General features: G+C 72.9%; 12 protein-coding genes. 9 read left to right on the top strand and 3 right to left on the bottom strand.

What is annotated here, in order from left to right; genetic code table 11:
* The first annotated feature begins 97 nt into the window (after positions 1 to 97).
* From mca to SNE206_RS37280, 5 genes are all read left to right on the top strand, one after another.
* Entirely contained in the window at positions 98 to 967 is an 870-nt protein-coding gene (mca, locus tag SNE206_RS37300; protein WP_407918030.1) for a mycothiol conjugate amidase Mca, read from the top strand.
* A 48-nt stretch (positions 968 to 1015) separates the two neighbouring features.
* Positions 1016 to 1207 (top strand): hypothetical protein, encoded by a 192-nt coding sequence (locus tag SNE206_RS37295; RefSeq protein WP_405011812.1) that lies wholly within the window; start codon positions 1016 to 1018, stop codon positions 1205 to 1207.
* A gap of 73 nt (positions 1208 to 1280) precedes the next feature.
* Complete coding sequence (locus SNE206_RS37290) at positions 1281 to 3305, top strand: thioredoxin domain-containing protein (RefSeq protein WP_407918029.1); 2025 nt, start codon at positions 1281 to 1283, stop codon at positions 3303 to 3305.
* A gap of 40 nt (positions 3306 to 3345) precedes the next feature.
* Positions 3346 to 4206 carry a GNAT family N-acetyltransferase gene (locus SNE206_RS37285; RefSeq protein ID WP_407918028.1) on the top strand — a complete coding sequence of 287 codons (861 nt, stop codon included), beginning with the start codon at positions 3346 to 3348 and terminating at the stop codon, positions 4204 to 4206.
* Positions 4207 to 4384: 178 nt separating this feature from the next.
* Positions 4385 to 4714 (top strand): hypothetical protein, encoded by a 330-nt coding sequence (locus SNE206_RS37280; protein ID WP_407918027.1) that lies wholly within the window; start codon positions 4385 to 4387, stop codon positions 4712 to 4714.
* Here the strand turns inward: SNE206_RS37280 and SNE206_RS37275 are convergent.
* Positions 4685 to 5380, bottom strand: coding sequence for a PAQR family membrane homeostasis protein TrhA (locus tag SNE206_RS37275; RefSeq protein WP_407918026.1), 696 nt, complete (start codon positions 5378 to 5380; stop codon positions 4685 to 4687). The genes SNE206_RS37280 and SNE206_RS37275 overlap by 30 nt on opposite strands.
* Positions 5381 to 5653: 273 nt before the next feature.
* Between SNE206_RS37275 and SNE206_RS37270 the strand changes: the two genes are divergently transcribed.
* Positions 5654 to 7495 carry a phosphoenolpyruvate carboxykinase (GTP) gene (locus SNE206_RS37270; RefSeq protein WP_407918025.1) on the top strand — a complete coding sequence of 614 codons (1842 nt, stop codon included), beginning with the start codon at positions 5654 to 5656 and terminating at the stop codon, positions 7493 to 7495.
* A gap of 187 nt (positions 7496 to 7682) precedes the next feature.
* Here SNE206_RS37270 and SNE206_RS37265 read toward each other — a convergent pair whose 3' ends face one another.
* Positions 7683 to 8897: a pyridoxal phosphate-dependent aminotransferase gene (locus SNE206_RS37265; RefSeq protein WP_407918024.1), complete on the bottom strand. Its 1215-nt coding sequence runs from the start codon at positions 8895 to 8897 to the stop codon at positions 7683 to 7685.
* A 103-nt stretch (positions 8898 to 9000) separates the two neighbouring features.
* On the opposite strand from SNE206_RS37265, the gene SNE206_RS37260 reads away from it, so the two are divergent.
* Positions 9001 to 9687 (top strand): prepilin peptidase, encoded by a 687-nt coding sequence (locus SNE206_RS37260; RefSeq protein ID WP_407918023.1) that lies wholly within the window; start codon positions 9001 to 9003, stop codon positions 9685 to 9687.
* A 127-nt stretch (positions 9688 to 9814) separates the two neighbouring features.
* Here SNE206_RS37260 and SNE206_RS37255 read toward each other — a convergent pair whose 3' ends face one another.
* Positions 9815 to 11398 carry a chitinase gene (locus SNE206_RS37255; RefSeq protein WP_407918022.1) on the bottom strand — a complete coding sequence of 528 codons (1584 nt, stop codon included), beginning with the start codon at positions 11396 to 11398 and terminating at the stop codon, positions 9815 to 9817.
* A gap of 380 nt (positions 11399 to 11778) precedes the next feature.
* Between SNE206_RS37255 and SNE206_RS37250 the strand changes: the two genes are divergently transcribed.
* Both SNE206_RS37250 and SNE206_RS37245 read left to right on the top strand, forming a co-directional pair.
* Positions 11779 to 12573, top strand: coding sequence for an isoprenyl transferase (locus tag SNE206_RS37250; RefSeq protein WP_407918021.1), 795 nt, complete (start codon positions 11779 to 11781; stop codon positions 12571 to 12573).
* A 325-nt stretch (positions 12574 to 12898) separates the two neighbouring features.
* A partial coding sequence (locus SNE206_RS37245; protein ID WP_407918046.1) for a PIN domain-containing protein occupies positions 12899 to 13029 on the top strand: 131 nt, incomplete at its 3' end.

Genomic DNA, 13029 nt, shown 5'->3' with positions numbered 1-13029 from the left:
GCTCCCCAGTCCGTCACTATAGGAGGGGCACGTCCGCGCCGGAGGCGGCGGGGGAGGCGACCCGACGAACCGGACATACCTGGAAGGAAACCAGGCGTTGAGCGAGCAGTTGCGACTGATGGCGGTGCACGCGCACCCGGACGACGAGTCCAGCAAGGGCGCCGCCACCATGGCGATGTACGTGGCCCAGGGGGTGGACGTGCTGGTGGCCACCTGCACCGGCGGCGAGCGGGGGTCGATCCTCAACCCGAAGCTGCAGGGCGACCCCTGGGTCGAGGAGAACATCCACGAGGTGCGCCGCAAGGAGATGGACGCCGCGCGGGAGATCCTCGGGGTGCAGCAGGCCTGGCTGGGCTACGTCGACTCCGGCCTGCCCGAGGGCGACCCGCTGCCCCCGCTCCCCGAGGGCTGCTTCGCCCTGGAGGACGTGGACACGGCGGCCGGCGCCCTCGTGCGGCTGATCCGCGAGTTCCGCCCGCATGTGATCACCACGTACGACGAGAACGGCGGGTACCCGCACCCCGACCACATCATGACCCACAAGATCACCATGGTGGCCTTCGACGCCGCCGGCGACCCCGAGGCCTACCCGGACGCCGGGGAGCCCTGGCGGCCGCAGAAGCTGTACTACAACCACGGCTTCCCGATGGGCCGCATCCGCGCCCTCCACGCCTACCTCTCCGAGAACGGGCACGACTCCCCGTACGGCGAGTGGATCGAGGGCTGGGAGAAGAGCGGCCGCAAGGAGCGTGAGATCACGACCCGCGTGAAGTGCGACGACTGGTTCGAGATCCGCGACAAGGCCCTCATCGCGCACGCCACCCAGATCGACCCGGACGGCCCGTGGTTCCGCGTGCCGATCGACGTGCAGCGCGAGGTCTGGCCCACCGAGGACTACGAGCTCGCCCGTTCGCACGTCGACACCGACCTGCCCGAGGACGACCTCTTCGCAGGCCTCCGCAAGTAGCCCCACCCCGGTGGCCCGGCCCCCGCAGGGCCGGGCCACCATGGAGAGATGAGCACCCCCGTGAACCTCACGCACCTCGCCGCCGACCTCGCCCTCGACGAGACCAAGGTCACCCCCGGCCTGCTGGGCTTCGTCGTCTTCGCGGCCCTCGGCGTCGCCACCTGGTACCTGCTGAAGTCGATGAACAGCCGGTTCAAGAAGATCGACTTCGCCGAGGAGCCCGAATCCCCGAAGGAGTGACCCCGGCGGGCCGGGGCCGGGCCGCCGCGCCGACCTCGCCGCCGGCGGGCCGGCGATGCGCAAGGATGGCCCCATGCCGAACCGTCTCGCCGACGCGACCTCGCCGTACCTGCTGCAGCACGCCGACAACCCGGTCGACTGGTGGCCCTGGGGGCCGGAGGCCTTCGCCGAGGCCGAACGGCGCGGCGTGCCGGTGCTGCTGAGCGTCGGCTACGCAGCGTGCCACTGGTGCCACGTCATGGCCCACGAGTCCTTCGAGGACGACGGGGTGGCCGCCTACGTGAACGCGCACTTCGTCGCCGTCAAGGTCGACCGCGAGGAACGGCCCGACGTCGACGCCGTCTACATGGAGGCCGTCCAGGCCGCGACCGGCCAGGGCGGCTGGCCCATGACGGTCTTCCTCACCCCCGCCAAGGACCCGTTCTACTTCGGCACCTACTTCCCGCCCGAGCCCCGGCACGGCATGCCCGGCTTCCGCCAGGTGCTGGAAGGCGTCGTCTCCGCCTGGAGCGACCGCCGCGACGAGGTCGACGAGGTCGCCCGCCGCATCCGCACCGACCTCGCCGAACGCGCCCGGGTCTACGCCGCCGGCACCCTGCCCCCGCCCGGCGAGGCCGACCTGCACGCCGCCGTCGTCGAACTCACCCGCGGCTTCGACGAGCGCCGCGGCGGCTTCGGCGGCGCCCCCAAATTCCCGCCGTCCATGGTCGTCGAGTGGCTGCTGCGGCACCACGCCCGCACCGGCTCCGAGGCGGCGCTGGAGATGGCGCAGCGCACCTGCGACGCCATGGCCCGCGGCGGCCTCTACGACCAGCTCGGCGGCGGCTTCGCCCGCTACTCCGTCGACGCCGACTGGGTCGTGCCGCACTTCGAGAAGATGCTGTACGACAACGCCCTGCTGCTCCGCGCCTACCTGCACCTGTGGCGGGCCACCGGCGACCCGCAGGCCCGCCGCGTCGCCCTGGAGACCGCGGACTTCCTGCTCCGCGAACTCCGCACCTCCGAGGGCGGGTTCGCCTCCGCGCTGGACGCCGACTCGCTCGACCCGGCCACCGGGAAGTCCGCCGAGGGCGCCTACTACGCCTGGACGCCCGAGCAGCTCACCGCCGCACTCGGCCCCGACGACGCGGCGACCGCCGCCGAACTCTTCGAGGTCACCGGCACGTTCGAGCACGGCAGCTCGGTGCTGCAGCTCCTCCGCGACCCCGCCGACCCCGTCGCGTACGCCCGCATCCGCGCCCGGCTGGCCGGGGCCCGCGACGGACGGCCCGCCCCCGCCCGTGACGACAAGGTCGTCGCGGCCTGGAACGGCCTCGCCGTCGCCGCCCTCGCCGAGACCGGCGCCCTGCTGGAGCGGCCCGACCTCGTCGAGGCCGCCGAACGCGCCGCCGACCTGCTGCTCTCCGTGCACCTCACCGCCGACGGCCGGCTGCTGCGCACCTCCCGCGACGGACAGCCCGGCCCGAACGCCGGTGTGCTGGAGGACTACGCCGACACCGCCGAGGGCTTCCTCGCGCTGTACGCCGTCACCGGCGACACCGCCTGGCTGGATCTCGCCGGCGGCCTCCTCGACACCGTCCTCGCGCACTTCGCCGACCCCGCCTCGGGCGCCTTCCACGACACCGCGGACGACGCCGAGGAGCTGATCCGCCGCCCGCAGGACCCCACCGACAACGCCACCCCCTCCGGCTGGACGGCCGCCGCCGGCGCCCTGCTCGGCTACGCCGCGTACACCGGCTCCGACCGCCACCGCACCGCCGCGGAGAAGGCCCTCGGCATCGTCACCGCGCTCGGCGCCCGCGCCCCGCGGTTCGTCGGCTGGGGGCTCGCCGTCGCGGAGGCCCTCGTCGACGGCCCCCGCGAGGTCGCCGTCGTCGGCCCCGCCGACGACCCCGCCACCGCCGGACTGCACCGCGCCGCCCTGCGCGGCACCGCCCCCGGCGCCGTCGTCGCGGTCGGTGCGCCCGGCACGAAGGACGTCCCGCTGCTCGCCGACCGCCCGCTGCTCGACGGCCGGCCCGCGGCGTACGTCTGCCGGCACTTCACGTGCGACGCGCCGACCGCGGACGCGTCCCGACTCGCCTCGCAGCTGCGGTGATCCGGCTGCGGCGGGCGGCCGGTCCGCGCCACCATGGGCCATGACCTGGACCCTGACCCACGACCCGGCCGCCTTCCGTGCCGGGGCCGGAGCCTTCGTCGACGACCACCCGGCGGAGAACACCGTGCTGCTCACGGTGCTCGACCGGTTCGCGAAGGACGGCCCGCACGCCTACGGGCCGGACGACCCGCTGCTCGGCTGGTGGCGGTCCGCACCGGACGGCCCCGTCGAGGGCGCGTTCCTGCGGACCCCGCCGTACCCGCTCCGGCTGGGCCGGATGCCGGTGCCCGCCGCCGCCGGACTCGCCCGCACCCTCCACGCGCAGGGCGTGCCGGTACACGGGGTCGGCGGCATCCGGGAGGCGGCGGAGGCGTTCGCGGCGGCATGGACGGCGGCCGACGGGGGCGTCACCGCGACCGTGGCCGTCGACGAACGGCTCCACCGGCTGGCCGGGCTGGTGCCGCCGGACCCGGCCCCGCGCGGCCGGGTCCGGCCCGCCCGGGCCGACGACCGGGAGCAACTCGTCGCCTGGCACGAGGCGTTCACCGCCGAGATCGCAGGGGGCCGGGCCACCGACCACGCCGCCGCCGTCGACCACCGGCTCGCCGACGGCACCCTGCACCTCTGGGAGGACGGCGGCCTCCCGGTCTCCTTCGCCGGGGTCAGCCCCGTCATCGCCGGCATGGCGCGCATCGGCCCGGTGTACACCCCGCCTGCCCTGCGCGGCCGCGGCTACGCGAGCGGCCTCGTCGCGGCCGGCTCCGCCCACGCCCTGCGCGAGGGCGCGTCGGAGGTGCTCCTCTACACCGACCTCGCCAACCGGACGAGCAACGCGATCTACCACCGGCTCGGCTACCGGCAGGTCGGCGACCTCGTGGTGCTGGACTTCACCGCCCGGTAGGCCGCCCGGAGAGCGGGCCGGCCGGCCCCGGCGCCGGCCCCGCCCGCCCCCGTGCGCGCCCCCGTGCCCGCCCCCGTGCGCGGGCCCTCCCACGGGGTGTTCGGGTCCGCACGAGGTGTTGACGCAGAGTTGATCCGGAGTTCGCCTCGGAGCGTGCGGGACATGTCACCCTGGGTGGGTGTATCTGACGGTCAATCACCTGACGGGGGGCGAGGCGATGGCGCTGCGGCATGCGCGGTTCTGGGGCGGAGTGGTGGCGGTGTCCGCCGCCCTGGCGGTGATCGCCGGGTACCTGGCCGGCGGGACGCGGCTGGTCTGGATCGTCGCCGCGGCCGAGACGCTCCTGGTGATGGCGTACGTCGCGTGGCGGTTCCGGGGGCGGGTGCGCCGGAGGCCGGCGACGGGCCGGGGTGCGGGCGCGGCGGCGCACTGCGAGCGCTGCCGCCGGGCCCAGGAGCGGCTGGAGGCGAGGGGCGTGTCAGGTGGCGGCGTTGTACGCCACCAGTGACACGCCGACGTACTGCACGACGAACGCGCCGAGGGTGAAGGCGTGGAAGACCTCGTGGAACCCGAACCACTGCGGTGACGGGTTCGGGCGCTTCAGTCCGTAGACGACGCCGCCCAGGCTGTAGAGGCAGCCGCCGACGATCATCAGGGTGAGGACGGTGGCGCCGCCGGCGCGCAGGAAGTCGGGCATGAAGAAGGCCGCGGCCCAGCCGAGCGCGAGGTAGACCGGGGTGTAGAGCCAGCGCGGGGCGCCGACCCAGAACACCCGGAACGCGATGCCGAGCAGCGCTCCGCCCCAGACCGCCCAGAGCAGGGCCTGCCGGGCGCCGCCGTCCAGCAGCAGGACGGTGAACGGGGTGTAGCTGCCCGCGATGATCAGGAAGATGTTGGCGTGGTCGAGGCGGCGGAGGACCGCCTCGCCGCGCGGCCCCCAGGTGAACCGGTGGTACACCGCGCTGACGCCGAAGAGCAGCCAGGCGCTGACGGAGTAGATCGCGCAGGCGGCCTTGGCGGCGGGCGTGTCGGCCAGGCAGATCAGGACGATTCCGGCGGCCACCGAGGCGGGGAACATGCCGGCGTGCAGCCAGCCGCGCCACCGTGGCTTCCACTCCTCGGCGGCGGGGCCGGGGGCGTCCGCGATGGGGTCGGCAGTGAGGTCCGCAGTCATGCGCGACATCTTACGGAACCGTAGGTTACTGACAAGTAGGAGATGGCGATCTGCCGTATTGGACAATATGGAGTGTTAGCCAGGTCTCATCGGGCACTCCGAGGTGATCCACATCGAGCCTTTTCGGCACTATCCAGCGACGTAATGGATGAAAAACTGACGCATGTGCTACGGAATGTCGAAAAGTGGGCTGGTGTCCGGAGCTACGGTGTAACCACCCTCAACCCCCCGCGATGCCGTCTCCTGGCCGAGATGGTGTGAAACGGAGCGAACGTGTCGCCACTGAAGTCTGCGCTCGCCGAGTCCGCGCCGACCCGCCACAAGCCCCTGCTGGCCTGGGTCGCCGAGATCGCCGAGCTGACCCAGCCCGACCGGATCGAGTGGTGCGACGGCTCGGAGGAGGAGTACCACCGCCTCGCCGAACTGCTGGTCGCCCAGGGCACCTTCAGGAAGCTCGACGACGAGAAGCGGCCCAACTCGTACTACGCGGCCTCCGACCCGAGCGATGTCGCCCGCGTCGAGGACCGCACCTTCATCTGCTCCGAGCAGGAGAAGGACGCCGGCCCGACCAACCACTGGAAGGCCCCCGCCGAGATGCGGGAGATCTTCTCCGGCGCCGACGGCCTGTTCCGCGGTGCGATGAAGGGCCGCACGATGTACGTCGTGCCGTTCTCCATGGGTCCGGTCGGCTCCCCGCTGGCCGCCTACGGCGTCGAGATCACCGACTCCGCCTACGTCGCCGTCTCGATGCGCGTCATGACCCGCATGGGCAGCGCCGTGATCGACCAGCTCGGCGAGGACGGCGACTTCGTGAAGGCCGTCCACACGGTCGGCGCGCCCCTCGCCGAGGGCCAGGACGACGTGCCGTGGCCCTGCAACACCACCAAGTTCATCTCGCACTTCCCCGAGACCCGCGAGATCTGGTCCTTCGGCTCCGGCTACGGCGGCAACGCTCTGCTCGGCAAGAAGTGCTACGCCCTGCGCATCGCCTCCACCATGGCCCGCGACGAGGGCTGGCTGGCCGAGCACATGCTCGTCCTCAAGCTCACCCCGCCGGCCGGCCCCACGGGCGAGGCGGAGCCGAAGTACATCGCCGCGGCCTTCCCGTCCGCGTGCGGCAAGACCAACCTCGCGATGCTCCAGCCCACCATCCCGGGCTGGAAGGTCGAGACGATCGGCGACGACATCGCCTGGATGCGCTTCGGCGCCGACGGCCGTCTCCGCGCCATCAACCCCGAGGCCGGCTTCTTCGGCGTCGCCCCCGGCACCGGCGTCGACACCAACGCCAACGCCATCGACACCCTGTGGGGCAACACGGTCTTCACCAACGTCGCCCTCACCGACGACGGCGACGTGTGGTGGGAGGGCCTCACCGACGAGGCCCCGGCGCACCTCACCGACTGGCGCGGCAACGACTGGACGCCCGCCTCCGGCACCCCGGCCGCGCACCCCAACGCCCGGTTCGCCGTGCCCGCCGCGCAGTGCCCGACCATCGCGCCCGAGTGGGAGGACCCGGCGGGCGTGCCGATCTCGGCGATCCTCTTCGGCGGCCGCCGCGCCACCGCCGTCCCGCTCGTCACCGAGTCCTTCGACTGGCAGCACGGCGTCTTCCTCGGGGCCAACATCGCCTCGGAGAAGACCGCCGCCGCCGAGGGCACCGTCGGCGAGCTGCGCCGCGACCCCTTCGCGATGCTCCCGTTCTGCGGCTACAACATGGGCGACTACTTCGCCCACTGGCTGGGCCTCGGCGCGCAGGCCGACGCCGCGAAGCTGCCGAAGATCTACTACGTCAACTGGTTCCGCAAGAACGCGGCCGGCGACTTCGTGTGGCCCGGCTACGGCGAGAACATCCGCGTGCTGAAGTGGATCGTCGAGCGCCTGGACGGCACCGGCAAGGGCGTCGAGACCCCGATCGGCGTGCTGCCGGAGGCGGACGGCTTCGACCTGTCCGGCCTCGGCCTCGCGCAGGACGACCTCGACCTGCTCTTCTCCGTCGACGCCGACATCTGGCGCCAGGAGGCCGCGCTCGTCCCCGCCCACCTGGAGCTGTTCGGCGAGCACACGCCGGCCGCGCTCTGGGAGGAGTACCGCGCGCTCGTGAAGCGCCTGGGCTGACAACCCCGCACCGGTGGGAGCCGCGACCGCGGCCCCGCCGGTCCGCGGACGCCGACGGCCGGAGCCCCGGCCGGACGATCTCCCCACCCCGACCACCGCGGGGGATCGTCCGGATCGGGCCTCCGGCCGTCACGCGTACGCCCCGCGGCCCGGGAGGGCTGCGGGGCGTACGGGTACGGGCACGGACTCAGGGCTGGGTGTAGCCGCCCAGGAAGTCGCCGATCCGGGTGACCGCGTCCGCGATGTCCTCGGCGCGCGGCAGGGTGACCAGCCGGAAGTGGTCCGGCTCGGGCCAGTTGAAGCCGGAGCCCTGCACGATCAGGATCCGCTGGGCGCGCAGCAGGTCGAGCACCATCTGCGCGTCGTCCTTGATCTTGTACACCTGCGGGTCGAGCCGCGGGAAGGCGTACAGCGCGCCCTTGGGCTTCACGCAGCTGATGCCGGGGATGTCGTTCAGCAGCCGGTACGCGGTGTCCCGCGACTCCAGCAGCCGTCCGCCCGGCAGGATCAGGTCCTTGATCGACTGCCGTCCGCCGAGCGCGGCCGCGACCGCGTGCTGCGCCGGCATGTTGGCGCACAGCCGCATCGACGCGAGCACCGTCAGGCCCTCGATGTAGCTGGTCGCACGCTGGCGGTCGCCCGACAGCACCATCCAGCCGGAGCGGAAGCCCGCCACCCGGTAGGCCTTGGACATGCCGTTGAAGGTGACGCAGAAGAGGTCCGGGGCCAGCGTGGCCAGCGGCACGTGCACCGCGTCGTCGTAGAGGATCTTGTCGTAGATCTCGTCCGCGTACACCACCAGCCGGTTGCGGCGGGCGATCTCGACGATGCCCTCCAGCACCTCGCGCGGGTACACCGCGCCGGTGGGGTTGTTCGGGTTGATCACCACGATGGCGCGGGTGCGGTCGGTGACCTTGGCCTCGATGTCGGCGAGGTCCGGGTACCACTCGGACTGCTCGTCGCAGCGGTAGTGCACGGCGGTGCCGCCGGCCAGCGAGACCGAGGCCGTCCACAGCGGGTAGTCCGGCGCGGGCACGAGCACCTCGTCGCCGTCGTCCAGCAGGGCCGTCATGGCGAGCTGGATCAGCTCCGACACGCCGTTGCCGAGGAAGACGTCCTCGACCGAGAGCCCGTGCAGGCCGCGCTCCTCGTAGTGCATCACCACCGCGCGGCGGGCCGACAGCAGGCCCTTCGAGTCGCCGTAGCCGTGCGCGCCGGCGAGGTTCCGCAGGATGTCCTGCAGGATCTCCGGCGGGGCCTCGAAGCCGAACGCCGCAGGGTTGCCGGTGTTCAGCTTGAGGATGCGGTGGCCCTGGTCCTCCAGCCGCATCGCCTCGTCGAGTACCGGGCCGCGGATGTCGTAACAGACGTTGGCGAGCTTGCTGGACTGGATGACCTGCATGCCTGCCTACTTTACGGCGGTGTTACCCGGATCATCACGTGTTCCGCACCACAGGTCGTCCGGGCTGCGCAAGGATCGGCAGGACCGATGAGGGGGGACCGGGATGATCGGGCCGTGGGCCGGGGCGCTGATCGGCCTCGCCGCCGCCGCGCCGCTGCGCGCCGCCGTCGTGCGGCACGCCGTGCCGTACGGCGAACCGCTGCGTCTCTGCTGCCCCGCCGGACGGTTCGGCCGGCTGCCGGCCGGCCGCTGCCCCGGCTGCGGCGACCGGGCCGCAGGGCCCGCGCCCGGCACGGTCGAGGCGGTCGCCGCCGCGGTCGGTGCCGCGCTCGGCCTGGCCGCCGACCCGGGCACCGCGGCACTGCTCTGCTGGGCGGGCCTGTTCGGGGTGCTGCTCGGCTTCGTCGACACGGCCGTGCTCAGGCTGCCCGACGCACTGACCCTGCCGCTCGCCGCCGGCACCGCCGTGCTCCTGCCGTTCGCCGACCACCGCCCGGCCGTGCTGCTGCGCTGCCTGCTGGCCGCCGCCGCACTCGGGCTGCTCTACGGCGGGCTGGCCCTGCTCGTGCCGATCGGCCTCGGCGACGCCAAGCTCGCACCGAGCCTCGGCGCCGTCCTCGGCCTGTACGGCTGGGGCGCGGTGGTCTCCGGCGTCTTCGCCGCGTTCCTGCTGGGCGGCCTGTGGGGCGTGCTGCTGCTGCTCACCCGCCGGGCCGGCCGGGGCGACGCGCTGCCCTTCGGACCGCCCCTGCTGCTGGGGGCCCTGGTCGCGCTGCTCGCCGCGCTCTGAGTCCTGAGCGGGGGCCGCGGCCCCGGGCCAGGCCCCGGGAATGGACGGGGCCCGCCGTACCCCAGCGGTACGGCGGGCCCCTGAGGCGCGCCTGCCCCACCCTCAGGGGGTGGCGCGCCTGGTCGTGTTACGGCATCGCGTGGGCGTGGGCGCCCACGTTGGTGGAGAAGTCGTTGCCGTTCTTCGCGTCCCAGTTGGTCGACCAGGTCATCGCGCCGCGGATGGTGGGCCACTTCGCCGGGGGGACGAAGCTGCCGCAGTGCGTGCCAGTGGCGAGGCAGTCCAGCGCGTTGTTGACGACGGTGGAGTTGACGTAGCCGCCGCCCGCCGCCTGCGAGGACGCCGGGACGCCGATGCCGACCTGGTCGGGCCGGAGGCCGCCCTGGATGTGGGTGCAGACCTGCGCGGTGATGAAGTCGATCGTGCCCTGGGTGTAGACCTTGCCGTCGCAGCCGTTCATGCCGCCCGAGTTGTAGAACTGGGTGTTGACGACGGTCAGGATGTCCTTGGTGTTGAGCGCCAGCTGGAAGTACGCACCGGCGGTGCTGTACATCCCGATGGTCTCCGGGGCCATGGTCAGGACGAACTTCGAGCCGACCTTCGACTTCAGGGTGTGCAGCGACTGCGACATGTACGTCGGGTCGACGCCGTTCTCCAGGTCGATGTCGATGCCGTCGAAGCCGTACTGCTGGATCAGCGCGTAGGCGGTGTTGGCGAAGTTCGTGGCGGCGGTGGCGTTGGCGACGCTGATCGCGCCGTTCTGGCCGCCGACCGACAGGACGACCTTCTTGCCGGCCGCGTGCTTGGTGGCGATGTCGGCCTTGAAGTCGGCGTCGGTGTAGCCGCCGAGCTTGGTGCCGAGCGCCGGGTCGAGGGTGAAGCTGATGCCGCCCTGCGTGGTGGTGGCGTCGGCGAACGACACGGCGATGATGTCGTACGCGCTCTGCACGTCGCGCAGGCGCTGCACGGGCGCGCCGTTGTCGAAGTTCTGCCAGTAGCCGGTCAGCACGTGCTTGGGCAGGTCGCCGGGCGGCGGCGCGGTCGGGGAGGAGGTCGACGTCGGGCTGCTCGTCGGGGTCGGCGAGGCGGTCGGCGTCGGGCTCTGGGTCGGCGTCGCGGTCGGCGAGGGGGTGGGGGAGGCCGAGGTCGGCGTGGCGGTCGGGGTGGCGGTGCCGGCGGGGCCGGTCAGCGTGATGTCGTCCGCGTTGTAGGCGGCCTGGCCGTACCAGCCGTGCACGTAGAGGGTGACGCTGGTGGTCGAGGCGCCGGTCGTGAAGGTCGTCGACAGCTGGTTCCAGCTGCTCTGGCTCGACCAGGTCGACGGGTCGGTGGAGCCGGTGCCGCGGGCGCCGAGGTAGACGTACGGGCCCTGCACGTAGCCGGCCAGCGTGTAGCTGGTGTTCGGCAGCACGCTGACGGTCTGCTTGCACTCGGCCGTGTCGGAGCTGCTCGGCGCGGCGCTCAGCGCGTTCGAGCCGGCGTGCACGGGGGAGGAGACGGTGCTCGCGGTGCCGGTGCAGACCCAGCCGGAGAGGTTGCCGGTCTCGAAGCCGCCGTTGGTGACGAGGTTGCCCACGGCGGCGTCCGCGCCGCCGGCGGTCAGCGCCAGGCCGGCGCCGGCCAGGGCGAGAACGGTGGAGCCGGCGGCGACGGCGGCGGGGAGCGAGAAGCGGCGGCGCCGATGGGACGGCTGCGCGACGGGACGGGCCATGTCGAGCTCCTGGGGGAGGGAGGGGAGGGGGGAGCCGCCGCGGTGGGGGTCGCGGCGGCTCCGCGTGGGGGAGGGTTCGGTGCGGTCCGCAGGAAAGTCCGGGAGGGCGTCCGGCGTGCCCCCGGTCACACAAGCTGGACTAGACCAATAGGGGCCGTCAAGAACCGGACGCCGCTTTGAGCTCCACTTCAGGCCGATTTAAGGAAGGCGAGACCGGACCGTTGCCGAGCCGGGCGGACACACCGGGACGGACCGGGGACAAGGCCGTAACCCCATCGGTACCTGCGGCTTTACCTCCGACCATCCCTCCGGAGTAGGCTGCGCGAGGGATTTTCGCACCACGTCGGCGAACGGCGACGAGCACGGAGAGGCCGAGGAACATGGGTCTGCGCGATGTGGTCGAGCGCACGCCGGGTCTGCGGACCCTGCTCGACAACGCCTACCGCCTCTACGGCCGCCGGGTCGAGGTGCACCTCGACAGCACCCCCCGCCACATCGGCGTCATCCTCGACGGGAACCGCCGCTGGGCGAAGGCCACCGGCGGCACCACCGCCCAGGGCCACCAGCGCGGCGCCGACAAGATCAGCGAGTTCCTGGGCTGGTGCGACGAGACGCACGTCAAGGTCGTCACCCTGTGGATGCTCTCCACCGACAACCTCTCCCGGCCGGCCGAGGAGCTCGTGCCGCTGCTGCGGATCATCGAGGACGCCGTCCGCGGCCTCGCCGCCGCCCGCCGCTGGCGCGTCAACCCGGTCGGTGCGCTCGACCTGCTGCCCCCGGCCACCGCGCAGGTGCTCAAGGAGGCCGCGCACGACACGGCCCACATCGAGGGCATCACCGTCAACGTCGCGATCGGCTACGGCGGCCGCCGCGAGATCGCCGACGCCGTCCGCTCGCTGCTCCAGGAGCACGCCGACCGCGGCACCCCGATCGAGCAGCTCGCCGAGATCCTCGACGTCGAGCACATCTCCGAGCACCTCTACACCAAGGGCCAGCCCGACCCGGACCTCGTCATCCGCACCTCGGGCGAGCAGCGGCTCTCCGGCTTCCTGCTCTGGCAGAGCGCCCACAGCGAGTTCTACTTCTGCGAGGCGTACTGGCCGGCCTTCCGCAAGGTCGACTTCCTGCGGGCGCTGCGCGACTTCCAGGTGCGCAACCGGCGCATGGGTCTCTGACCGGCCGGTACCCGCCACCGCACCCCGGCTGCACCCCGCCGGGCTCCCGCGGCGGCCGCCGTGCCCGCTCCGCCGCCGTGCCGGCCGACGGCCGTGCCTGCTCTCCGCCGTCCGGCCGCGCCGGTTCCCGCTGACGCCGGGTCAAGCGGCATACCCGCAGGCCACCGCCCCAAAACGTTCACCAGTTGTGATCCGCCAGTTCGCGCCGTCGGGCATGCCGGGCACCTCACCGGGGCATACACCGGTCAGACCGGTACCCCGGCCACCGGGGTCGCGGGGACCGGTGAGCCGCGGGTGACGCTGGGTCATCCGCTCTGGAGGCCTAGTGGTCAGTTCGAAGAGCCGCCGGACACCAGACCGGCGCACGTACGTTCTCGACACGAGCGTGCTCCTGGCGGACCCACTCGCCATGAACCGCTTCGAGGAGCACGAGGTCGTCCTGCCGGTGGTCGTGGT

Source organism: Kitasatospora sp. NE20-6 (assembly GCF_045862635.1).
Note: the sequence above shows the minus strand (reverse complement) of the source record. Positions and strands in the feature narration are given on the sequence as shown.

What these genes read in the sequence shown, in the direction of transcription:
- SNE206_RS37295 (WP_405011812.1), top strand. Translation starts at nt 1,016, where the DNA reads ATGAGCACCCCCGTGAACCTCACGCACCTCGCCGCCGACCTCGCCCTC.
- SNE206_RS37290 (WP_407918029.1), top strand. Translation starts at nt 1,281, where the DNA reads ATGCCGAACCGTCTCGCCGACGCGACCTCGCCGTACCTGCTGCAGCAC.
- SNE206_RS37285 (WP_407918028.1), top strand. Translation starts at nt 3,346, where the DNA reads ATGACCTGGACCCTGACCCACGACCCGGCCGCCTTCCGTGCCGGGGCC.
- SNE206_RS37275 (WP_407918026.1), bottom strand. Translation starts at nt 5,380, where the DNA reads ATGACTGCGGACCTCACTGCCGACCCCATCGCGGACGCCCCCGGCCCC.
- SNE206_RS37265 (WP_407918024.1), bottom strand. Translation starts at nt 8,897, where the DNA reads ATGCAGGTCATCCAGTCCAGCAAGCTCGCCAACGTCTGTTACGACATC.
- SNE206_RS37260 (WP_407918023.1), top strand. Translation starts at nt 9,001, where the DNA reads ATGATCGGGCCGTGGGCCGGGGCGCTGATCGGCCTCGCCGCCGCCGCG.
- SNE206_RS37255 (WP_407918022.1), bottom strand. Translation starts at nt 11,398, where the DNA reads ATGGCCCGTCCCGTCGCGCAGCCGTCCCATCGGCGCCGCCGCTTCTCG.
- SNE206_RS37250 (WP_407918021.1), top strand. Translation starts at nt 11,779, where the DNA reads ATGGGTCTGCGCGATGTGGTCGAGCGCACGCCGGGTCTGCGGACCCTG.